General features: G+C 57.9%; 19 protein-coding genes and 1 tRNA gene. 6 read left to right on the top strand and 14 right to left on the bottom strand.

What is annotated here, in order from left to right; all coding sequences use genetic code 11:
* The first annotated feature begins 29 nt into the window (after positions 1-29).
* Positions 30-2,591 (top strand): site-specific DNA-methyltransferase, encoded by a 2,562-nt coding sequence (locus TAMC210_RS03705; RefSeq protein ID WP_173297430.1) that lies wholly within the window; start codon positions 30-32, stop codon positions 2,589-2,591.
* Complete coding sequence (locus tag TAMC210_RS03700; RefSeq protein WP_173297429.1) at positions 2,518-5,646, top strand: DEAD/DEAH box helicase family protein; 3,129 nt, start codon at positions 2,518-2,520, stop codon at positions 5,644-5,646. Before TAMC210_RS03705 ends, TAMC210_RS03700 begins: the two co-directional genes overlap by 74 nt.
* 153 nt (positions 5,647-5,799) lie before the next feature.
* Here the strand turns inward: TAMC210_RS03700 and TAMC210_RS03695 are convergent.
* Positions 5,800-5,877: transfer RNA gene (locus TAMC210_RS03695), tRNA-Pro, on the bottom strand.
* A gap of 135 nt (positions 5,878-6,012) precedes the next feature.
* Between TAMC210_RS03695 and TAMC210_RS03690 the strand changes: the two genes are divergently transcribed.
* The gene (locus TAMC210_RS03690) at positions 6,013-6,657 is read left to right on the top strand and encodes a hypothetical protein (RefSeq protein ID WP_173297428.1); all 645 of its coding nucleotides are present in this window, start codon (positions 6,013-6,015) and stop codon (positions 6,655-6,657) included.
* A 226-nt stretch (positions 6,658-6,883) separates the two neighbouring features.
* Here TAMC210_RS03690 and folE read toward each other — a convergent pair whose 3' ends face one another.
* From folE to TAMC210_RS03665, 5 genes are all read right to left on the bottom strand, one after another.
* Positions 6,884-7,444 carry a GTP cyclohydrolase I FolE gene (gene folE / locus TAMC210_RS03685; RefSeq protein ID WP_173297427.1) on the bottom strand — a complete coding sequence of 187 codons (561 nt, stop codon included), beginning with the start codon at positions 7,442-7,444 and terminating at the stop codon, positions 6,884-6,886.
* An 18-nt stretch (positions 7,445-7,462) separates the two neighbouring features.
* Entirely contained in the window at positions 7,463-8,314 is an 852-nt protein-coding gene (gene folK, locus TAMC210_RS13460) for a 2-amino-4-hydroxy-6-hydroxymethyldihydropteridine diphosphokinase (protein WP_173297426.1), read from the bottom strand.
* Positions 8,304-9,263 carry a dihydropteroate synthase gene (gene folP, locus TAMC210_RS03675; RefSeq protein ID WP_277997669.1) on the bottom strand — a complete coding sequence of 320 codons (960 nt, stop codon included), beginning with the start codon at positions 9,261-9,263 and terminating at the stop codon, positions 8,304-8,306. The genes folK and folP overlap by 11 nt, the downstream gene beginning before the upstream one ends.
* A 73-nt stretch (positions 9,264-9,336) precedes the next feature.
* The gene (locus TAMC210_RS03670) at positions 9,337-9,801 is read right to left on the bottom strand and encodes a tRNA (cytidine(34)-2'-O)-methyltransferase (RefSeq protein ID WP_173297425.1); all 465 of its coding nucleotides are present in this window, start codon (positions 9,799-9,801) and stop codon (positions 9,337-9,339) included.
* Positions 9,802-9,821: 20 nt separating this feature from the next.
* A complete protein-coding gene (locus TAMC210_RS03665) occupies positions 9,822-10,103 on the bottom strand; it encodes a DUF503 domain-containing protein (RefSeq protein ID WP_173297424.1) in 282 nt (93 codons plus the stop codon).
* Positions 10,104-10,201: 98 nt separating this feature from the next.
* Between TAMC210_RS03665 and TAMC210_RS03660 the strand changes: the two genes are divergently transcribed.
* A complete protein-coding gene (locus TAMC210_RS03660; RefSeq protein ID WP_173297423.1) occupies positions 10,202-12,124 on the top strand; it encodes an aconitate hydratase in 1,923 nt (640 codons plus the stop codon).
* Between the two features lie 108 nt (positions 12,125-12,232).
* Here the strand turns inward: TAMC210_RS03660 and TAMC210_RS03655 are convergent, their stop codons facing one another.
* The 4 genes from TAMC210_RS03655 to nth form a co-directional block, all read right to left on the bottom strand.
* Positions 12,233-12,685: a PIN domain-containing protein gene (locus tag TAMC210_RS03655; protein WP_173297422.1), complete on the bottom strand. Its 453-nt coding sequence runs from the start codon at positions 12,683-12,685 to the stop codon at positions 12,233-12,235.
* A complete protein-coding gene (locus TAMC210_RS03650) occupies positions 12,675-12,914 on the bottom strand; it encodes a DUF6364 family protein (protein WP_173297421.1) in 240 nt (79 codons plus the stop codon). The genes TAMC210_RS03655 and TAMC210_RS03650 overlap by 11 nt, the downstream gene beginning before the upstream one ends.
* 160 nt (positions 12,915-13,074) lie before the next feature.
* Positions 13,075-13,488: an ATP-binding protein gene (locus TAMC210_RS03645; RefSeq protein ID WP_173297420.1), complete on the bottom strand. Its 414-nt coding sequence runs from the start codon at positions 13,486-13,488 to the stop codon at positions 13,075-13,077.
* A 37-nt stretch (positions 13,489-13,525) separates the two neighbouring features.
* A complete protein-coding gene (gene nth / locus TAMC210_RS03640) occupies positions 13,526-14,167 on the bottom strand; it encodes an endonuclease III (RefSeq protein ID WP_173297419.1) in 642 nt (213 codons plus the stop codon).
* Positions 14,168-14,224: 57 nt separating this feature from the next.
* Between nth and TAMC210_RS03635 the strand changes: the two genes are divergently transcribed.
* Positions 14,225-14,461 carry a YkoF family thiamine/hydroxymethylpyrimidine-binding protein gene (locus TAMC210_RS03635; RefSeq protein ID WP_173297418.1) on the top strand — a complete coding sequence of 79 codons (237 nt, stop codon included), beginning with the start codon at positions 14,225-14,227 and terminating at the stop codon, positions 14,459-14,461.
* 181 nt (positions 14,462-14,642) lie between these two features.
* Here the strand turns inward: TAMC210_RS03635 and pckA are convergent, their stop codons facing one another.
* The 4 genes from pckA to TAMC210_RS03615 all read right to left on the bottom strand — a co-directional run bounded on the left by pckA (position 14,643) and on the right by TAMC210_RS03615 (position 20,368).
* Positions 14,643-16,196 carry a phosphoenolpyruvate carboxykinase (ATP) gene (gene pckA / locus TAMC210_RS03630; RefSeq protein ID WP_173297417.1) on the bottom strand — a complete coding sequence of 518 codons (1,554 nt, stop codon included), beginning with the start codon at positions 16,194-16,196 and terminating at the stop codon, positions 14,643-14,645.
* Between the two features lie 102 nt (positions 16,197-16,298).
* The gene (locus TAMC210_RS03625) at positions 16,299-17,279 is read right to left on the bottom strand and encodes a hypothetical protein (protein WP_173297416.1); all 981 of its coding nucleotides are present in this window, start codon (positions 17,277-17,279) and stop codon (positions 16,299-16,301) included.
* A gap of 54 nt (positions 17,280-17,333) precedes the next feature.
* Complete coding sequence (locus TAMC210_RS03620) at positions 17,334-18,029, bottom strand: CPBP family intramembrane glutamic endopeptidase (protein ID WP_173297415.1); 696 nt, start codon at positions 18,027-18,029, stop codon at positions 17,334-17,336.
* A 341-nt stretch (positions 18,030-18,370) separates the two neighbouring features.
* Complete coding sequence (locus TAMC210_RS03615) at positions 18,371-20,368, bottom strand: glycoside hydrolase family 15 protein (protein WP_173297414.1); 1,998 nt, start codon at positions 20,366-20,368, stop codon at positions 18,371-18,373.
* Positions 20,369-20,564: 196 nt separating this feature from the next.
* Here TAMC210_RS03615 and TAMC210_RS03610 point away from each other — a divergent pair, with 196 nt between their 5' ends.
* Positions 20,565-21,152, top strand: a complete 588-nt coding sequence (locus TAMC210_RS03610) for a DUF4912 domain-containing protein (RefSeq protein ID WP_173297413.1) — start codon at positions 20,565-20,567, stop codon at positions 21,150-21,152.
* Positions 21,153-21,162: the final 10 nt, after the last annotated feature.

The following is a 21,162-nucleotide window of genomic DNA, read 5'->3' as shown; positions in this document are numbered from 1 at the left end:
TTTAGCCAAAATCCTAGGAGGTTCCCACAATGGAACAGGCTGTAGAGAAGCTCAAAGGACTACTCCGTACGCTGTTTCAGTTCGACTGTGCCGACCTGGACTTCGGCATTTACCGCATTATGAATTACAAGCGGGAAGTCATCGAGAGGTTTATTGAAAAGGACTTGGTCGAGGCCGTTTCTGCCGAGCTCAATAGCGGCATACTGGTCCAGCAGAGCCGGGTCGCTGCCGAGGTCCAACGGGTAGCCCGGCAAATACGCGAGTCCTTCGGCGAGGACGCCCTGGACGGCGACGGAAGACTGGCCGAAGCTTTCCACAGCACGCCCCTGGGCCGGCAATACCTTGATCTCCAGGCCCGGGCTGTGGGTGTAAAAGACCGGGCCGCCCTAGAGAACTTGATTTTTAACCACCTTTATACTTTCTTTAGCCGCTACTACGACAACGGCGACTTCGTCTCGAAACGCCGTTATTCCAAGCAGGAGAAATATGCCATCCCCTATAACGGGGAGGAGGTCTATTTATATTGGGCTAACAGCGACCAATATTACGTCAAGACGGCCGAGTATTTCAGGGATTACCGGTATCAAGCACCCAATGGAGTGGCCGTTCACTTTAAGCTGAAGGAGGCCCAGTTGGAGAAGGACAACAACAAGGGCGACAAGCGGTTCTTCTTCCCCAGGGCCGGGGAATCCAACTTTGACCCGCAGGCCAGGGAGATAACTATTCCCTTCGAGTTCCGGCCGCTGACAGAACAGGAGAAGGTCAAGTACGGCACCCGCAACCACGTACAGGACGCTATTATCGCCGAGGCCCTGAAGGAAATCCCCCGGCAGTTTGAAGAAAACTATGACGCCCTGGTGGCCTTGACTGCGGAACGGCTCCGGACGCCTGACGACAAAAGCGTGTCTTATCTGGAGCACCACCTCCGCCAGTACACCCGCCGCAACACCTCGGACTTCTTTATCCACAAGGACCTGAAAGGTTTCTTGACGCGGGAGCTGGATTTCTATTTGAAGAACGAGGTGTTAAATTTGGACGATCTCGAGGCGGCCGGCGAAACCTTGGCCGAGGGATGGTTCCAGGTTATGCGGGTAATCCGGTCCATCGGGCTGCGAATTATTACCTTCCTGGCCCAGATCGAAGACTTCCAGAAAAAGCTCTTCGAAAAGAAAAAATTCGTTACCGAAACCCAGTACTGTATCACGGTGGGTAATATTAAAGAGGAGTTTTATAAGGAAATCGCCGCGAACGATGCCCAGTGGGCTGAGTGGAAGGAACTCTTCCACATCGACGAGGAGGAGCAAAACCTTTTTACCGTGCCCCTGAAGACACGGGAGGAAAAGCGGGTGGCTTTTCTTAAGGCCCATCCCACGCTGGTACTGGATACCAGGTACTTCGACGGGAACTTTGTGGACCGGCTGCTGGCCAGCTTTGAAGACCTGGACGGGCAAACCGACGGCCTCCTGATCCACGGCGAAAACTTCCAGGCATTAAATTTGCTGCTCGAGAAGTACCGGGAGAAGGTTAAGTGCATCTATATTGACCCGCCATTTAACACAGCAGCAAGTCAAATTATCTATAAGAATGATTATAAACATTCCTCGTGGTTGAGCATGATGTCCGACCGCATTCAAAATAGCATAAGACTGATGAGCCACGACTCTATTATTTGCATAGCAATAGACGACTACGAGTCCCATTTGCTCACCAATTACCTTCGGCAGGCTTTTGGTGAGACGAACCATCTTGCGACTGTGGTTGTGCGCAGCAACCCGCACGGCCGGGCAGTGGCCTCCGGTTTTTCTCCAAATCACGAGTACGCTTTATTCTTTGGTAAGACCGAGCAAGCAGATGTTGGCCGGTTGCCTAGAGACGAGAAGAAGCAAGCGCGCTACCCCGAATCGGACGAGCACGGAATCTTTACATGGGTTAACTTTAGAGCAACAGGCGCTAATTCAAGAAGAATTGACCGGCCTAAGCTGTTTTACCCTATTTTTGTATCAAAAGATGGTTCAGTCCGCGTGCCATCAATGGTTTGGTCTGAAAACGATCAAAAGTGGGTGCCCGTTGAAGAGCCCAGGCTAGATGAGGAGGTTGTACTCCCGCTTGATTCGGAAGAAAATGAGCGGGTTTGGAACTTGGGGTGGGAGCGCGCGCAAGAAGAAGCTTCTACTAATCTGACCGCCAAGCTTGTTGATGGTATATGGCAGGTCTACAGAAAATATCGTCCAAACCAGGAGGGGGCACTCCCGGGAACATGGTGGGAGGATGCCAAGTATTCGGCCACCGAAAGTGGGACAAAAGTGCTCAAAGACTTGCTCGGAGAGCGAGAAATCTTTTCCTACCCAAAAAGCATCTACCTTGTGGAAGACTGCCTACGGGCCTCAAACTGCGGGGAGAAATCCTTAGTGCTCGACTACTTTGCCGGCTCCGGCACTACGGGACATGCAGTCATCAATTTAAACCGGGAAGATGGTGGCCACCGCAAATTCATTTTAGTGGAAATGGACAACTACTTTGATACTGTCCTCTTACCGCGAACGTCTGGTCCTGCTGGCTTGGCTGAACAGCCTTTTTGGCTATCGGAGTAATAAGGAACTGTTATCGGACTTAAAGGACGCCGGTGAAGGTTTTGATTCCGACGGGCGGAGCTTTATTTACCACCGCTTAGCGGGTCGCGGTGACAAACTCCAGATCCCGTTAGATGAGCTAAAGCGCTACGACGATAACATCCGCCGGCATCTTGCCGCCATCAACCAGGGGCGGTCCAGGCCGGTCACATTGAAGTATTTTCAGTACCTGGCCTTGCTTTACACCGAGATATTCCTGGATTGGCGTTTTAACCGTCCAGGCGAACTGCTCCGCCGGTTAAATGCATTTGTCTTGGCCCGTAATACCAGCAAGGCCCCCGGCGAACCACCGGACGTGCCTTTCACCAGGGACGACCTGAACAAAGTGGCCTTCTGGATGGCCACGGGCAGCGGCAAGACGCTAATTATGCAGCTCAATTATCACCAATTCCTGCACTACAACCGCGAGCCGCTAGACAACATTTTACTAATCACGCCCAACGAAGGGTTGACCGAGCAGCATATGGAGGAGATGGCTGCCTCCAACATCCCGTGTAAACGGTTCAGTCTGGAGGAGAGCGGGCTGTCCTTGACCGACCGCCATACGGTCCGCGTTATCGAGATTACCAAGCTGGTAGAGGAAAAGCGGGGTGTGGGGGTAAGAGTACCGATAGAGTGCTTCCAGGGCAACAACCTTATCTTTGTAGACGAGGGCCACAAGGGCACTGGTGGCCAGGCCTGGCGCAAATTTCGTGATGCCCTGGGGGAAACAGGCTTCACGTTCGAGTACAGTGCCACCTTTGGCCAGGCCCTTACGGCCGCGCGCGACGACGAGTTGACGGCCGAATATGGCAAGAGTATCGTCTTCGACTATTCCTACCGCTATTTTTACGGCGACGGCTACGGCAAGGACTTCCAGATCCTTAACCTCCGTGAGGAGATCAGCGAAGAAGACACCGACACCTTGCTACTAGGCAACCTGCTATGCTTTTACGAACAGCAGCGGTGCTTCTTAGAGCAGGAGGAAGCCCTGCGGCCCTACAACCTGGAAAAACCCTTGTGGGTCTTTGTCGGGAGCAGCGTGAACGCGGTTTACAGCGAGAACAAACAAAAGCGCTCCGACGTGCTCACGGTGGCGCGTTTCCTGCACCGCTTCCTAACCAACCGAGATGGATGGGCGGTAAGAACTATCGAAAAGATTGTCCAGGGCCAAAGTGGTCTCATTGACCAGGACGGGAAGGATTTATTTGCCGGGAGGTTTGCCTACCTACGCGGTTTGGTCACTGACCCGCAGGCCATTTACCAGGATGTGCTGGCAAAAGTGTTTTTTGCCCCGGCCGGCGGCGCGTTGCACATCTGCGACCTCCGGGGCCAGGAAGGCGAGTTGGGCTTAAAGGTAGGCGGGTCAGGAGATTACTTTGGTTTAATTTATATCGGCGATACCAGCGAATTTAAGAAACTGGTGCGACAAGACGACAGCGGAATTGTCGTGGAAGACGATGCAATATCCGATTCGCTGTTTGCTTCTATCAATGACTCTAATACGACTATCAACATTCTAATAGGCGCCAAGAAATTCATAGAGGGCTGGAATAGCTGGCGGGTTTCCAACATGGGCCTCTTGAATATTGGCCGTAGCGAAGGCTCCCAGATCATTCAGCTCTTTGGCCGGGGAGTGCGGTTGCGCGGGCGAGATTTCAGCCTTAAACGCAGTTCGGCCCTGGACGGTGAGCACCCGCAGCATCTCCGACTACTGGAGACCTTGAACATCTTCGCCGTAAGGGCCAACTACATGGCCCAGTTCCGCGAGTACCTGGAACGCGAGGGCGTGGAAACTGAGGGGCATGTGGAAATACCACTAGCGATCCGGCCTAACCGGGACTTCCTGGCTAAGGGGCTGGTGGTGCCGGAGCTCCCGGCGGGTCGCAGCTTCACCAATGAGTGCCAGATCCTGTTGGCCCCCGATCCTGCCGCCCGCGTCACGGTGGATATGTCGTTGAAAGTAGAAGCCATTCGTAGCCAGGCGGACGGAGTGGTCACGGCCTCCATACGGGCCGGGCAGGAGCGAGTTATCCCTCGCGAGAGCCTGGATCTGGTGGACTGGCAGACGGTTTATCTAGAGCTGCTGAAGTTCAAGGAGCAAAAAAGATTCTCCAACCTTGTTTTGCGACCGGAGACCCCCCGGCGGTTACTGGAAGCTGACGAGCCCCGTCTTTATAGGCTCATAGCCGACGAGACGGTCGTTAGGCCGCGGTCCTGTGAGCAGGTGGCACTGCTTCAGGAAACTGTGCTCTCCATCCTGCGCAAATACCTTGAGAAGTATTACCGTGTCTGCCAGGAGCGATGGGAATCCCGGAATATGGTCTACGGCTTGCTCCGGGAAAATCACCCCAACTTCCAGGACTATACGGTCAAGATACCCAGGTCTGAAAGACAGCTTATTGCTGCTGTGAAACAACTCATCGACGAAGGCCAACGCATTTACGAGCAAGAAACCAGCGAGTTGCCGAATATACATTTTGACCGGCATCTCTATCAGCCGTTGCTGCTCGACCGCGATGTTCGAATAAAAACTACACCACCGGGCCTAAAGGAGAGCGAGCGGCGGTTCGTTCAAGACCTGCGCGAGTATGTACGGCGGGAAGCGGCCGGAAAGCTGGCCTCAAAAGAGATATTCCTTCTCCGCAACCTGACCCGGGGTAAGGGTATCGGTTTTTTCGAGAACGAGGGGTTTTTCCCGGATCTCATCCTTTGGATCAAGGAAGGCGGGTCCCAGCGCATCGTATTTGTTGAGCCACATGGTATGGTATATGAAAAGGCTTACTGGACCAGCGACAAAACCCGGCTGCATGAGCGCCTACGAAAGCTCTCCCAGGATTGGGCCGCAAGGGGCGAGTTAAAGAATGTAACCCTTGATGCGTTCATCATATCCGCTACTCCCTACGATACACTGCGCGAGTACTATGGTGACGGCAATTGGACGCGCGAAGAGTTTGCCAGAAAGCATATTCTATTTTTCGGTAACCTTGGTGAGGTCGACTATTTGGATCTTCTCTTTACCGAGACTAGTGCTTAAAGGTAATGTTTGTGTAAAATATGGTACAATAAGGCAGCATTTTGTCTGCAACGGCCTGCCGGGCGCATGAAGAAAACCGGGCTCGCGCCCGGTTTTCTTCATGCCCAAAAGAAAGAAGGCGCTTCACTTGCGCCTTCTGCCTTTAGTGAATAGTGGTCGGAGTGGGGAGACTTGAACTCCCGGCCTCATGGTCCCGAACCATGCGCTCTAACCAAACTGAGCTACACCCCGACGACCTGAAGCTAGCTTTATTATACAGCCCTCAATAGGTCGGAGTCAAGAACGCGCGATCACTCACTTAAAATATAACCGAAGGGGGAACGACTCACTCACGGCGAAATCTTACCGAGGGGATGTGTATTGAGGATGTCATTAAATAGTCGCCGTGAGTATTTAAACAACATGCACCAGCGTTACTCTCAGGCCGCTTCCCGAACCGAAAAATCCCAGATTATCGACGAGGTAGTCAAGATGCTCGGCTATAACCGTAAGTATGCTATCTATGTCTTAAATAATCCTATTCCTGCCAAAAAGCCAGCTAAAAAGCGTTCTAAACCATTAAAGTATTTGGAGGCACTCCCGGCCATCCAGCTCGTTTGGGAGGCCCTGGATTATCCTTGTGCCGAACGCCTCCATCCAGTACTCCTTTCTACGGCTGAGCTCCTGGCCAGCCACGGAGAGCTCCTCCTCACTCCTCAGATACGGGAACAGCTGGCTCGAATTAGCCGCCCTACTTTGGCTAGAAGAATAGCTAAATGGCGCTCTCCTAAGCCTAAACGTACCCTGCCCCACCCAAAACCCGGCTCCAGGCTTCGTAGCAAGGTGCCAATTGAATGTTATGCTTGGAATGAAAACCGCCCCGGTGCCCTGGAAGTCGACCTGGTGGAGCATCATGGCGGTTCTTCCCTGGGCCATTTCGCCTACACCATCACCGTCGTCGACGTGGTGACGGGTTACAGTCCCGCAGAGCCATCCTTGGCCGCAGCCAGGCCGCCGTCTTTCGCGAGCTGAAGGCTATCCTTAACGAATGGGCCGCTTAAACCTTGGGGCATCCATACCGATCCTTGACTTAGTCCGGTTCCGGGCAGTGCTAAAGAGAAGATCGTAGTAGCACTCGACTTCGATGCGCCCCTTCCTGAAAATGTTCTGAAGACCTTCGAACGATGAGGGTCTTGCTTGATACTCCCGTTTTTCTTTGGTGATGTTCCTAGGCTCTCTGACCGCGGGGAAAGCCGCCTTAACCCTTAAGGAGGGACAGGGCTTCCGACCGCAGAGCCTCGTCGTCATGGAGGACTCCCCGCACGGCGGAGGTGATGGTCCGGGAGCCGGGCTTCTTCACCCCCCGCATGGTCATGCACATGTGCTCGGCCTCGATGACCACAATGACGCCCAGGGCGCCGACGTGCTCCATGACGGCATCGGCTATCTGCTTGGTCATGCGCTCCTGGAGCTGGGGGCGCCTGGCGAAGGTCTCAACGCCCCGCACCAGCTTGCTCAGGCCCACCACCCGGCCCCGGCGGGGGATGTAGCCCAGGTGCACTTTGCCGAAAAAGGGCAGCAGGTGGTGCTCGCACATGGAGTAAAAGGGTATATCCTTCACCAGGACCAGTTCCTCGTGCTTTTCGGTATAAAGCACGCTGAAGGCATCCGCCGGGTCCTGTTCGAGTCCGGCAAAAATCTCCTGGTACATGCGGGCTACCCGGCGGGGGGTATCCCTCAACCCCTCCCTTTGCGGGTCCTCGCCGATGGCTTCCAGGAGCATCCTCACCGCCTGCTCGATTTTGGGTACGTCGAACATGGTCCAACCGACCTCACTTTAATATTTTAATGGCCCATAGTACTCCACCTTACTGGGCTCCTTCAGCTGAGCCAGGAAGTCCTTGGCCGTCTTGCCGGCATAGATCTCGCCGTCGGTCAGTTCGGCCAGGGGCACCAGAACAAAGGACCTCTCAAAGGCCCGGGGATGGGGAACGATGAGCTCGGGCAAATTGATGCGCTCCTGGCCGTAGAGGATAATATCGATGTCCATGGTCCGCGGCCCCCAGTGGATCTTGCGCTCCCGCTGGAGAAGGACCTCTATACGCTGGGTTTCCTGCAGGAGCTCCACGGGGCTCAGGTCGGTATCGCAGGCGACCACCGCATTGAGGAACCAGTCCTGGTCCTTGTAGCCCACCGGTTCCGTGTAGTAGAGGGAAGAAGTCTGGCGGACTGTAATCCGGGGATGGCCGTTGAGCAGGCGCACGGCCTGGCGGATATACTCTTCCTTGGGCTCGATGTTGGAGCCCAGGCCCAGGTAAACCCGGGTAAGCTGGCGCCTGGTAATCTGCACCTGGACTCCCGCCAGGATGCCGGCAATGGGCACTTCCGGCTTGGTAACGGTCACTTCCACCTGCTGGACGCTCTTAAAACTGGCCAGTACCGTTCCGGCAATCCTCTCGGCCAGGGCTTCTATGAGGTTGAACTTTTCCCCTTCGACTATCTCCTTGACCAGACCGTATATTTTGGTGTAATCGATGCTTTCCCGGATGCTGTCCCTCTGGCCGGCCGCGTACAAGTCCAGGTGGACCGTCACGTCTACCAGAAAGCGCTGGCCCAGGGCTTTTTCTTCCGGGAGCACCCCGTGGTACCCGTAAAAGGACATTCCCCTTAAGGTGATCTTATCCGTCATATTTTCCCCTCACTATGGCGTCGGTCATCCGGACCACTTGTTTCATCTCACGGACATCGTGGACTCTAACGATGTCGGCGCCGCGGGCAATGCTCAAGGCCACCGTGGCCGCCGTCCCCCACACCCTTTCCCTGGGCTCCAAATCGAGGATCCGGCCGATAAAGGTCTTGCGGGAGGTGCCCACCAGAAGGGGCTGGCCCAGGTCTTTGAATTCCTCCAGCCGCCGGAGGATCTCGAGGTTGTGCTCCAGGTTCTTGCCGAAGCCTATGCCCGGATCCACAATAACCTTCTCCCTGGCCAGGCCGGCTTCTACGGCCATTTCCACACCTTGGCGCAGGTAGTCCTTTACCTCGCCGATGACGTCCTCATAGGTGGGGTTGTCCTGCATGTTTTTAGGCGTGCCCTTGATATGCATTACCACCACCGGGCAGCCGAAGTCTGCCACCACCCGGGCCATTTCCGGATCGGCCCGCAGGCCGCTTATATCGTTAATGATGGTGGCCCCGTGTTCCAGGGCCGCGCGGGCCACCTCGGCCTTGTAGGTGTCCACCGAAAGGGGAACGGAGAGCTCCCGGGACAGCCTGTCCACCACCGGGATGACCCGGCGGAGCTCCTCATCCAGGGGAAGGGGGTCGGCCCCCGGCCGGGTGGACTCGCCGCCTATATCAATGATGTCGGCGCCGGCGGCCGCCATCTCCCGGGCCCTGGCCACCGCCTTCTCCAAGTCAAAATAGAGGCCGCCGTCGGAAAAAGAATCCGGGGTGACGTTGAGGATGCCCATGACGTAAGTTCGCTGGCCGAAAGTAAATTCGTAACCGTTGTAACTGAACCCTTGCAGCAAAGCAGTTCCCAGGCCAAGAGCACAGCGCTTCGTCCCGGCCCGGGCTTCCTCCTTTCCGGGGGGTCTGAACCTATGGTAGTTAAACAGGAGAAGACTGTCAATGCGCAAAAAGCACCTGAGCCGGCCTACTTTGAACCAGGTGTGATTTAGAGTTCAGGAAGAAGTGCCCCGGGTCATCTACCTACACCAGGCTGGGAAACCCTACCTGGCGCAGGGCCTCGTAAAGAACGAGGGCCACGCTGTTGGCCAGGTTGAGGGAGCGCAGCCCCGGCCGCATGGGGATGCGCAGCACCCTGTCCCCCGCTCCCTCCAAAATTGCCGCCGGCAGGCCCCGGGTCTCGGGGCCAAAAATAAGAAAATCCCCCTCCCGGTAGCGGGGCTCCGTATAAAGGCGCTTGCCTTTAGTGGAAAAGTAATAGCAGTTGGCCCGGGGATGAGCCCGGCAGAAGGCGGACCAGCTGGCGTGTTCCTCGATGACCACCTGGCCCCAATAGTCCAGCCCGGCCCGTTTTACGTGCTTTTCACTTAAGGTGAAGCCCAGGGGATAGACCAGGTGCAGGACGCTCCCGGTAGCCGCGCAGGTCCGGGCTATGTTGCCCGTATTTTGGGGTATCTCCGGCTCCACCAGGACTACATGAAAGGGCATCCTTTAACAGCCGCTCCTTCCTATAATATCTCTGTATGGTAATCGAGGAGTTCCAAGTCCGCCTGGGTCTCGATAAAGCGCACCACGGCGGCCAAGATCTCGTCGGCGTGGGCCCCGGCATTGCTTACGCAGGCGATCCCTAAGGTGGCGCGGCTGCGGTGCCCCTGGTGGTCTACTTCCGCGGCGGCCACCTGATAGCGGTGGCGCACCCGTTCCAGCAACCCTTTTATGACCCGCCGCTTGTCTTTCAAGGTCAAGGCCCCGGGAAGCCGGAGTTCTATTGTGCAGATGCCCACGACCATGGCGGCCCTCCTCCCCAGTCATGATAGCACAGGGCCCAGGGTTGCCATTCTCTCCGGATTAGGCTATCCTATTGACGAAAGGAGAGGAGAAGCAGCCCATGGGCCAGAACCTAGCGGAAAAAATCATCGCCCGTCATCTAGTGGAAGGAAAGGTGGTGCCGGGTGAGGAAATAGCCATCCGCATCGATCAGACCCTCACCCAGGACGCCACCGGCACCATGGCTTACCTCCAATTCGAGGCCATGGGGATAGACCGGGTACGCACCAAGCTCTCCGTAAGCTATGTGGACCACAATACCCTGCAGACCGGTTTTGAAAATGCCGACGATCACCGTTTCCTGCAAAGTGTGGCCGCCAAGTACGGCATTGTTTTTTCGCGGCCGGGGAACGGCATCTGCCACCAGGTTCACCTGGAGCGCTTTGCCGTACCGGGCAGCACCCTTCTGGGTTCCGACAGCCACACGCCTACCGCGGGGGGCATAGGCGCCCTGGCCGTAGGCGCCGGGGGCCTGGAGGTGGCGGTAGCCATGGCCGGCGGCCCCTTCTATTTTACCATGCCGGAAGTGATCCGCATCAACCTCCACGGCCGCCTGTCGCCCTGGGTCAGCGCCAAGGACGTGATCCTGGAGGTCCTGCGGCTCTTGAGCGTTAAGGGCGGCGTGGGCAAGATCATCGAATACGGAGGCGACGGGGTGAAGACCCTATGGGTTCCCGAACGGGCCACCATCACCAATATGGGGGCCGAACTGGGCGCCACTACCTCCATCTTCCCCAGCGACGAGGTGACCCGGGCCTTCCTGCGGGCCCAGGGACGGGAGGAGGACTGGGTGGAGCTCCTGCCCGATCCGGATGCCGTCTACAGCCAGGTGCTGGATATCGATCTGGGGAGCCTGGAGCCCCTGGTGGCCCGGCCCCATATGCCCGACAGGGTGGCCAGGGTGCGGGAGGTGGGACCGATCAAGGTGGACCAGGTGGCCATCGGCAGCTGCACCAATTCCTCCTATGCCGACCTGATGCGGGTGGCCGCCATTCTGAAGGGGCGACGCGTGCACCCTGAGGTGAGCCTGGTTATTTCTCCCGGTTCCCGCCAGGTCTTTTACCTGCTGGCCCAGAACGGTGCCCTGGCCGACCTCATCGCCGCCGGGGCCAGGATCCTAGAGTGTACCTGTGGTCCCTGCATAGGAATGGGACAGGCCCCGCCTTCGGGCGGTGTGTCGGTACGTACCTTCAACCGCAACTTCCGCGGGCGCAGCGGCACGGCCGATGCTTCCGTTTACCTGACCAGCCCCGAAGTGGCGGCGGCCACTGCCCTCACGGGCGTCCTTACCGACCCGCGGGACCTGGGCATGCCTCCGATTTCCATCTCTATGCCGGAGCGCTTTCCCGTGGACGATTCGCTCCTCATCTTCCCTCCGGCCGCCGGGACGGAGGTGGAGATCAAGCGTGGCCCCAATATCAAACCCCTGCCTGCGGCGCATCCCCTGCCGGAAGTGGTCACGGCACCCGTGCTGCTGAAGCTGGGCGATAACATCACCACCGACGATATTTCCCCCGCCGGGGCCAAATACCTGCCTTTGCGCTCTAATATACCGGCCCTGGCGCAGCACGCCTTTGAGGGCATCGATCCCACCTTCGCCAGGCGGGCCCAGGAAGCAGGCCAGGGAATTATCGTAGGCGGGCAAAACTACGGCCAGGGTTCGAGCAGGGAACATGCCGCCCTGTGCCCCATGTACCTGGGCATCAAGGCCGTCATTGCCAAGTCCTTTGCCCGCATCCACCGCAGTAATTTGATCAACTTCGGCATCCTGCCCCTCACCTTTGTCCGCGAAGAGGATTATGACGGCATAGCTCCGGGCGACCGGCTGACCCTCGACCTCCGCGGCGGGCTGGAAGCCGAGGTCCTCACCGTCCGGAATGTAACCCGCGGCACCTCCTTCCAGGTGCGCCACGGCCTGTCACCGCGCCAGCGGAAAATCCTCCTGGCCGGCGGCCTTTTAAACTATACCAAACAAAACTTATAATCGGGTGGGAGGGGGCGGCTAACCCCGTCCCCCACCCCACCATATGTACCGTTCCGTATACGGCGGTTCATAAGGCGCTACGAAGTTCCAAGTACCGCTCGGCTAGGCTCATGAGCCCTTGGTGTTTCCACAAGAAAAGGGATTTACAACCTTCACTTCGCCATAATACTGTCCAGGATTCAAGTCTTCAGACCAAATCACTCTGCAATCCAGTGCCTCAGCGCTCCGAATAATCATGGCGTCCCAAAAGGATATCCCGTACCTCTGTTGAATATTGATGGCCGCAAGCACGTCACGGGCATCCGGCGTGTGCACGCGCCAGTTCGATAGATACTCAATGATCCGTGCTGCCGTTTCCGGCGAAAGCGGCTTCCGGACTTTTTGGGTTACCGTCACGTAGAAATCCTGCAATACCTGTACGCTGAGGCAGCCGTTGCCCGATTGCCATAATTCGGTAATCAATGCTTTAGCCCGGGCATGCCTTTCTCCTGCTGAAGTATCGTGGGCATAAACCCACACGTTGGTATCCACAAATTGCCGTTCGGCATTTTCACCGCTCATAGAGATCGCTCCTGGTCCATGTAACGTTTCCCTTCGTTGCCAGGTCAAACTGGTCCAGCATGGCCAGGTGACACTCCTTTGCCTTGCGGTACTCGTCTTCCCTGCGCGTAAGGTCCTCGAGTAGCTGGGTGAGAAGCCCCGAGAGCGAGGTTCCCCGCTCGATAGCGATATGTTTTGCCCGGCGTAGCACCTCCTTAGGCAGAGAAAGAGTAACATTCTGGTACTCCATATGCTCCACCTCCACGTAAGCAAGTGTATCACTTACCCGCGTGATGGATCAAGTCGTCTTTCAGCACATTCTCGCTGTGGGCGGGGAGGCGTGAGGTAAGGGCCCCCCCAAGACGCCAAAAGGCCGGGAAATCCCCGGCCTTTTAGCCAACACCTCCTGCCTAACCGTGGATGAGGACGGGCAGGCAGCGGGTGCACACCCAGGTGCTCTCCCCGCGGTGACGGGCGAAAAGGAGCACTGCTTCCTCCTCGCCGGCGCCGCAGCGGAAACACGCTACCCTTTCTCCCCTGGCCCTCTTGGCCGCCAGGTTGGCGGCGGCAGCCTCCGGGTCAAAGGCAGGCGCCTCCCGCTCTTCAATGGATAGGGCGCCTACGGGACAGATGGGAAGGCAGACGCCGGCGCCGTCGCAGAGTTCCTCCCGCAGCACCTTGGCCTTGCCGTCGACTATTTCTATGGCCCCTTCCGCACAAGGCGTAACGCAGAGGCCGCACCCGGTGCAGAGTTCCTCGTCGATACGTACTATCTTACGTTTCACAGCCAAATCCGCTCCCTTCTGCTGCTTTTCGCCCCCCATTCTACCCGCCCTTCCGCCTCCCTGTAAGTGATCTGCATCAACTTTTCCCGTGATGCCCGTCGCAGTAACGGCAGTAGCCGCGGACGGGGCATTCCCCGCACCGGGGACTGCGGGCCAGGCAGCAGTAGCGGCCGTGAAAGATGAAAAGGTGGTGGGCTCGTCCCCGGGAACCGGGGGGCAGGATGGCGGTGAGCTGCTCCTCGGCCTCTTCCGGGGTCCTGGCCCGGACCAGCCCTATTCTATTGGTCACCCGGAAAACGTGGGTGTCCACGGCGATGACATCCCTGCCGAAGGCCTGGCTTAAGACCACATTGGCCACCTTGCGCCCCACTCCCGGCAGGGCCATGAGTTCCTCCCGGCTCTGGGGCACTTCTCCGCCGTATTGGGCCAGCAGCATTTTGGCCGCCGCCACCAGGTTGCGGCTCTTGGAGCGGAAAAGGCCCAGGGACTTGATGTCTTCTTCCAGCTCGTCCGGGGAAACCTGGGCCAGATCCCGGGGAGTGGGATATTTAGCGAAAAGCCTTGCGGTGACTTTATTAACCTGTTTGTCCGTGGTCTGGGCCGACAGGATGGCGGCCACCAGCAGTTGAAAGGGGTTCTCAAATTTCAGCTGAGGTCCCGCATGGGGATAGGCCCGTTCCAGGGCCTGCAAAACAGCCTGCACCTCTACCGGTTGCATAAACCTTTCCACTCCGTAAGAAACTATATAGAAAAATCCGCCAAGGAGGGTTCGCGGTTGATCTGCGCAGAAGTAAGTCTCTACCCCCAAAAGACTACCAGGGCCAGCGAAATAATCAACGCCTCCATTGAGATGCTGGCCCGGGAAAACATCGATTACTCCGTGGGTTCCCTAAGCACCCACCTCCACGGTTCTGAGGAGGAAGTGTGGAAGGGGCTGCGCAAAATGTTTGAGGAGGCCAGCAGGTCGGGAGAAGTAAGCATGGTGGTTACCATATCCAATGCGGTGCATTGAGGTTGAGGCCTCCCCCGGGCCCGCGCTCCTCTATGTTCAGGGATAAAGAAATTAACCCCCTACCCCGGGGGTTAGGGGGTTTTCTAACTGCGTATCCAAAGTCTTAAAGCTCGCCTGCTTGCCCGGCGCACGCTCTCAGGGCCCAGCAGGCCCTCCCACTAAAAACCGGGATACCTTTCTTCTAAGAAACTTGGGGACCGGCGGCAGCTACTTCCGGGGCCACCCCCTCAAACTGGGCAAAATTCTCGGCAAAAAGCCGGGCCAGCTTGCGGGCCATGTCATCGTAAGCCTGGGGATCCTGCCAGGTATTGCGCGGCTTTAAGATTTCCGGCGGCACCCCGGGGCAGCTTACGGGGACCAGGACCCTAAAGATGGGGTCCGGCTCCAACTCCACCTTCTCCAGCTCTCCCTTTAAGGCGGCCGTCACCATGGCGCGGGTATAATTTATGCTCATGCGCCGGCCCACCCCGTAGGGCCCACCGGACCAGCCGGTGTTAACCAAGTACACATTGGTCTTATGCTCCTCCAACTTTTCCCCCAGCATCCGGGCATACACCGCCGGGGCCAGGGGCAAGAAGGGAGCGCCGAAGCAGGTGGAAAAGGTCGCTTCGGGGGAAGTTACTCCCCTCTCCGTCCCCGCCAGCTTGCTGGTGTAGCCGGAGAGGAAGTGGTACATGGCCTGCTCCTTAGTAAGTTTAGCAATGGGGGGCAGGACGCCGAAGGCATCAGCCGCCAAAAATACGATGGTCCGGGGATGGCCGCCCATGCCGGGGATCACGGCTCCGGGGATGAAGTCCACCGGGTACGCGGCTCTGGTATTTTCCGTGAAGTCGGCACAATCGTAAGCGGGCACCCGGGTTTCTTCATCTACCACAACGTTCTCCAAAACCGCACCGAAGCGGATGGCGTTCCAGATCTGGGGCTCGTTTTCCGCTGAAAGGCAAATGCACTTGGCGTAGCAGCCGCCCTCAAAATTGAAGATCCCGTCCTCCGACCACCCGTGCTCGTCATCGCCGATGAGCCGCCGCTGGGGATCGGCCGACAGGGTAGTCTTGCCCGTGCCGGAAAGGCCGAAAAACAGGGCGGTGTCGCCGTCAGCGCCTACATTGGCGGAACAGTGCATGGGAAACACCCCCTGCTGGGGCAGGAGGTAGTTCATTACCGTGAATACCGACTTTTTCATTTCTCCGGCATAGCTCGTGCCGCCGATGATTATCAGCTTCTCTTCGAGGTTTAAAATAATGAAAGCCTCCGAGCGCGTGCCGTCCAGTTCCGGTTCGGCGTTAAAGCCCGGGGCGCAGATTACCGTAAACTGGGGCCGGTGGGCGGCCAGTTCTTCCGGGGTGGGCCGGATAAAGAGCTGGTGGACGAAGAGATTCTGCCACGCCAGTTCGTTGATCACCCTCACCGGCAGGCGGAAACGGGGATCGGCGCCAACAAACCCGTCAAAAATGAAAAGGTCCCTCTTCTGGAGGTAGGCTGTCAGCCGCCGGTAGAGGCGGCGGTATTTTTCGACCTCGAAGGGACGGTTTATGTTGTTCCAGTTGATCTTATCGTGCACCGAAGGCAGGTCGACGATGAACCTGTCGTTGGGGGAACGCCCGGTGTACTTGCCGGTGTTGACAACCAGCGCGCCGTTGCTGGCTAAAATGCCCTCTCCCCTCGCCAGGGCTGCTTCGACCAATCTGGCTACCGAAAGATTGCGATAAATTTTGCCTGCATTGTATAGCTCCATTGCTCTTCCCTTCCCCCTTGAACTCTCCCAAGCCGAAAGCAATATACCACAAACCTACAAAACCCGTCAACGGAGGGGGCGCATGTATACTGTATGCTGCTCTTACAAGCACAGGCGGAGGGCCACGGCAAGAACGCCGGATTCGGCAGCATGCCACGGCCACGGGCGCCCGGCGCCAATAACTTTTTCTCGTACCTCCCGGAAGTATGTCGAAAGCCGTTCCTCATCGCCCACCAGGGCTGCCGCCCAGGCCACCAGGGGAGAGGTGAAGGCCGTGGAGGAAGGGACGAGGTGCCAGGAAGGGTAGTTGCGCAAAAAGGAGCGGTAAATTTGCCGGGCCTGGGAGCTACCCGGCTCCAGAAGGCCGCAGGTGATGGGGAACAGCTGGGCCAGGGCATCGGGATACCAATTCTTCCAGTTGGGCCGCAAGCGCAGCCCGGCGGCATAAAGGGCCGGGCTGAAGCCTTCTCCGACCCACATTTTACGCTGGATGCTTTCGGCTACCCTCGAGGCTTTCCGGCGGTAAAAGCCGGCCCGGTCTGCATCCCCCCACACTTCTTCCTGCAGGGCGGCGTAATCCATAAGGCCCTGGTATACTTCGCAGTTGTCCATTAGGTACTTTACCGGCCAGTCCGGCCGGGCCAGGGTGAGGCCGTCCTTCTGCTCGGTGGCCAGCATGGCTCCCGCCACCGTTTCTAACTCTTCCCGGTGGGCCTGCACCCAGGCCCGGTCCCCGGTGGCCTCGTAATAACGCCGTACCAGGCTCAAAAAAGTAGCCGCGTAGGAATCCGAGGAGTCGTACCCTTCCTCGGGTATTTCCCGGCCGTCGGCCGCGACAAGGTAATCGTAAACCGTTCCGTAAAGGCCGAAACGGTCCGGGCGCTCCAGGTGGGCTACATACCATTCAAGGTAGGCCCGGACCCTATCTCCGTAATTTCCTGCCGCCAGGACGCCGTATAAAGCGAGGTGGGCGAAATAGGGAACGATCCGCGGCCTCCCCGGATAGCGAGTAACGATAGCTCCGGAAAGAAGTTGGTGGGTCCCCAGGATCCACCCGGCTTCCTCTTGTAGCATCCTCTTCATTAAGAATACCTCCCCCATATAATATGGTGGAGATATTCTTAAGGGGAAACAGGATCAGGCCAGGTGCAGGGAGACGTAAATGATCAAGATCATGATGGTGTTCCAGGTCCCGTGGGCCACCACCGGGGTAATAAGGGAGCCGCTGCGCTCGTAGAGGTAGACCAGTCCCAGGCCTCCCATGGCCAGGGGCAAAAACCGTAGCCAGTCGAAGTGCAGGAGGGCGAATACCAGGCTGCTTAAGATCTGCCCGGCCAGGAGACCGTACCGCGCCTTTAATATAGGATAAAGGAAGCCGCGGAAGTAAAGCTCCTCCGTCAGGGGAGCCAGGAAAGCGCCCAGAAACAGGGGTACCAGTAAATCCCTGAAGCTCCGGGCACGGCGGACGAGTTCGGCAAAGGGCTGGGGAGCCGGGTCGGGCAGGAGGTTTTGCAGCAGGGCACCGGCCAGGATCACTAGGATAAAAAGGACGGTTCCCCCGACCACCCCCAGGAAGAAAGCTCGTCCAAACCGGTGCCTCTTGAGGCCCAGCTGGGCCAGGCTGCCGCCGTACTTTACGCGCACTACATAATGGAGGCCCCCCAGGACCGCCACGGCCTGGACCAGGCCGGCCAGCAGGAACTGCCGCGATAGGGACAGGGACGGACGGGCCCACCTCAAAAACAGGCTAAAGCCGTACCCGGCGGCGACCAGGAGGATCAGGACTAAAAGGGCATCCTTTAACTTCCAGGGGGGCTTACGGTTGGCCAGCATTTCTTCACCTTCCCGGGTTCTCGGCTGCTGAAATGAATACAGTTGTATTCTATCACACCGGGACCGTAAAATCACCCGGGCGGGCCCCTATATGTCCCCCCGTTTTGATGAGGGTGATTTAGCTCTAAGCGAGCGACTTGAGCCGAGCGGAAGACCAAACTTAGCGAAACTGAGGCCGAAGGCGGGGCCGAGGCCATGGACGGCCGAGGCTGGCTCCTGAGGCACGGAAGCCGAATGAGCCGGGAACCCCGCCGGAGGCCGAAAATTGAGCGCAAGTTTGGTCCGCGAGGCTCACGGAGCGAGCGGGAGCTAAATCTGCCCGGCTAAAAAGTGGAGATACATCAGGGCTGACCGCCGGGGCTGCCGCTTTCCTGGAGCTGCCGCCGGCAGCGCAGGTAGGTTTCTACGGCGCTGACAAAGGTGGCGTGGGACCAGGTAAGGGGCGAGACGGAAAGGGGTTCGCCGGTGTAAGGGTGGAGCTGTTCCGGCAGCATGCCGGCCGGGGTGGCCCGGGCGGCCGCCCATTCTAAGATCCCGCGCGCCCCTTCTAGCTCTTCCAATCCCCGGGCCGCCTTGGCCAGGCAGATGGCCAGCCACAGGGTACAGATGAACCACGGGTTTCCGGGGACGGTCTGGAGATCTTCGCTGCGGCGGAAATAGTAGTCACCTGTATAGCGGGCGATACCGCCCACCTGGGTGTTGACTCTGAGGCCCTGTTTCACAGCCTCGACGGTTCGCCGCAGGCGGGGATCCGTCGCGGGCCAGACCTCCAGGACTCCCAAGATTAACAGGCTGGCATCCAAGACGTGATCTACTTTTGCCCGGCCTTCGTCGTCTCCATAGATACCGCGCACGAAGCGTCCCAGGGTGGGAGAATACAGGTGTTCTCCTATTCCCCTCTTTACTTGTTCCGCCGCCCTCCGGTACTTATCCCTTTCCTCGGGCCTTCCGGCATAATGGGCCAGCAGACCGGCGGCCTTAAGGCCGGCATAAACCGAAGCGGCGGTAAAGGTGAAAACGCCCCGGCGCTCCTCCCACAGGTCGTAGCTGGGCAGGGGAAGGCCGGTGCGGGCATCCCGGTAGGACAGGAGAAATTCTGCGGCCGGCCGGACCAGGGTATGGTAGAGATCGTTAATCAGGCGCCAGTCCCGGTACTTTTTCCAGGCTTCACCTAGGGCCCAGAGGACCAGAGCGGTTTCGTCTTCCTGGAAGGGGATAATGCTCTTCTTACCGTGTACCGGCGGTAGCCAGCTGGAACCCAGGGTGCCGTCGGAATTGTATTTTTGATAAAAAAATCCCCTGGGATCCAGGACCCGGGAGCAATAATAATAAAAGGGAAAAGAGACTTCGGGGTAGCCTGCCTGGTCCATGGCCGCCGCCACCAGGGCGCCGTCCCGCGGCCAGCAGTACCCGTAGTGGTCCCGCGCCTCGTACAGAATGTCGCTGTCGCTGGCAGCCAAGATGGCGCCGCCGCTGTCGCTCTGGGTGCGGATCACCAGAAGGCTCTGGTAGTACAGATCCACCACCGGTGGCGGTAAGTCGCCGAAATCGCGGTCGTATTTGCGGGCCCACGCCTGCCAGTAGGCCCCGTTCTCGGCCAGCAGGCGATCCAGGCCGGCGGAGAGCACCACCCCGTTGGCACGCGCTACTTCGGGCCAATCCCGGCCTGCCGCGATCCAGTAGCGCACTTCTCCCTTTTCCCCCGGAGCCAGGTACAGGCGGAAACTCGCCGTGCTGTCCACGGAGCCGTGGTGAATGGGGTTGCCCTCCAGGTGCCCGTCTTCCGCGTCCCTCCAGGTGCCCTCTGCGCCGCGAAACCGCTTGTTGCCGGTGGCGTACTGGAAGAAGCCCTCGCTGCCCGCCCGCCCGTTAATGAGGAAATGGAGGCCGCGTTTGTAATGGAGGATTACCCCCCGGTCCGGGAGGTAGGCAGCCGTATCACCCAGGGGAGATTCGTTCAAGGTGAAATCGTGGTAAAAAAATAACCTGATTTCGCGGTAAATGGGGGCCAGATTGTGCACCGTTACCTTCTCCAGAAAGACGTCCCAGCGGTAGTGGACGCCGTTCTCTATCTCCAGGGCCACCTGCAGGGCCTTGTTTACCCCTTGGACCCGTCCGTTCAAAGTTCCCGGCTTGTAGCCCACCTGTAGCTCCCAACCGGATTCTTCCAGCCACGTAAACTCGCCATTGATCCAGAGGCCGATCCTGCTTTTTTCCCCGCCCAAATGGCTTATGTGGTTAGGCCAGCCCACATAGGGATAGTAGAGATCGCGCATATTAAATCTTCCATCGAAATTGATTAACAAGCGCCCGTTTCCCAAGGATAATTCCCGCGGCAATGCTGCTTTCCTCCACCGGGTTAAAGTCTCAAAAAATGCTTGCAGCCCCTGTAAAATAAACTTCGTCCTTCTGGACATAATAAGCATGAATTAAACTCCTTAAGCCATTATTCCACCAAGGGTAGCAGATTATTTGCCGCCTGAACGGCGGAAGAGCTGGACGCAAGTTCAACTCGGAGTAAAGGGGAAGGAACATATGCTGGTGGCTTTAATCTTAATCCTTCTCATTGCCCTGACAGGAACCTTCTGGTATTTAGCTATGAGGAGCCGCCCGGTAGCCCGCAAGGCCATGCCCTCCCTTCCTGAACGCCCGGCCGATCTGCCCGGCAAATACGGTAAGGATCAGATCGTGCTGCTGGTCAAGGATCCCTATTGGCTCTACGCCTACTGGGAGATAACGGGGGATAAAATGGAAGAGTTCGAGCGGCTCTACGGGGCCGGATCTTGGCAGGAATCCAGGCCCGTTTTACGGGTTTATGATCTGACTCGCAATCCTCACGATTTCCTTCATGCCCCCTATTTTGAAATCGCCATTACCGATTTCGCCGATAACTGGTACATCCCGGTGGGCAAACCCAACAGCACCTTTTGCGTGGACTTAGGTCGCCTCCACCCACAGCACGGCTTTATCGTCCTGGTTCGGTCCAATATCGTGACCACTCCGGCCGACCGGCCTAGCCAGGTAATCGATCCCCTCTGGCCTCCTATAGAGGCTTGCTGGCAGGCGGTGGGTAGGGGCGGGGCCGGTTTGAGCTCTCCGGCCCTGGTTAACCGCCGGTCTTAAGTACCCTAGA

Origin of the sequence: Thermanaeromonas sp. C210 (assembly GCF_013167955.1) — a bacterium.
Classification (GTDB): domain Bacteria; phylum Bacillota; class DSM-521; order Neomoorellales; family Neomoorellaceae; genus UBA12545.
The sequence above is the reverse complement of the archived record's forward strand: the minus strand, read 5'-3'. Positions and strand labels throughout refer to the sequence as shown.

Bases quoted from the DNA above. Each gene is read 5' to 3' on its own strand.
- TAMC210_RS03620 (WP_173297415.1), bottom strand. From the start codon at position 18,029: ATGCTGGCCAACCGTAAGCCCCCCTGGAAGTTAAAGGATGCCCTTTTA.
- TAMC210_RS03670 (WP_173297425.1), bottom strand. From the start codon at position 9,801: ATGCCCTTTCATGTAGTCCTGGTGGAGCCGGAGATACCCCAAAATACG.
- TAMC210_RS03655 (WP_173297422.1), bottom strand. From the start codon at position 12,685: ATGAGCGGTGAAAATGCCGAACGGCAATTTGTGGATACCAACGTGTGG.
- TAMC210_RS03690 (WP_173297428.1), top strand. From the start codon at position 6,013: ATGTCATTAAATAGTCGCCGTGAGTATTTAAACAACATGCACCAGCGT.
- TAMC210_RS03665 (WP_173297424.1), bottom strand. From the start codon at position 10,103: ATGGTCGTGGGCATCTGCACAATAGAACTCCGGCTTCCCGGGGCCTTG.
- nth (WP_173297419.1), bottom strand. From the start codon at position 14,167: ATGCAACCGGTAGAGGTGCAGGCTGTTTTGCAGGCCCTGGAACGGGCC.
- TAMC210_RS03610 (WP_173297413.1), top strand. From the start codon at position 20,565: ATGCTGGTGGCTTTAATCTTAATCCTTCTCATTGCCCTGACAGGAACC.
- TAMC210_RS03705 (WP_173297430.1), top strand. From the start codon at position 30: ATGGAACAGGCTGTAGAGAAGCTCAAAGGACTACTCCGTACGCTGTTT.
- TAMC210_RS03625 (WP_173297416.1), bottom strand. From the start codon at position 17,279: ATGAAGAGGATGCTACAAGAGGAAGCCGGGTGGATCCTGGGGACCCAC.
- folK (WP_173297426.1), bottom strand. From the start codon at position 8,314: ATGACGGATAAGATCACCTTAAGGGGAATGTCCTTTTACGGGTACCAC.
- TAMC210_RS03660 (WP_173297423.1), top strand. From the start codon at position 10,202: ATGGGCCAGAACCTAGCGGAAAAAATCATCGCCCGTCATCTAGTGGAA.
- folE (WP_173297427.1), bottom strand. From the start codon at position 7,444: ATGTTCGACGTACCCAAAATCGAGCAGGCGGTGAGGATGCTCCTGGAA.
- TAMC210_RS03645 (WP_173297420.1), bottom strand. From the start codon at position 13,488: ATGGGGGGCGAAAAGCAGCAGAAGGGAGCGGATTTGGCTGTGAAACGT.
- TAMC210_RS03650 (WP_173297421.1), bottom strand. From the start codon at position 12,914: ATGGAGTACCAGAATGTTACTCTTTCTCTGCCTAAGGAGGTGCTACGC.
- pckA (WP_173297417.1), bottom strand. From the start codon at position 16,196: ATGGAGCTATACAATGCAGGCAAAATTTATCGCAATCTTTCGGTAGCC.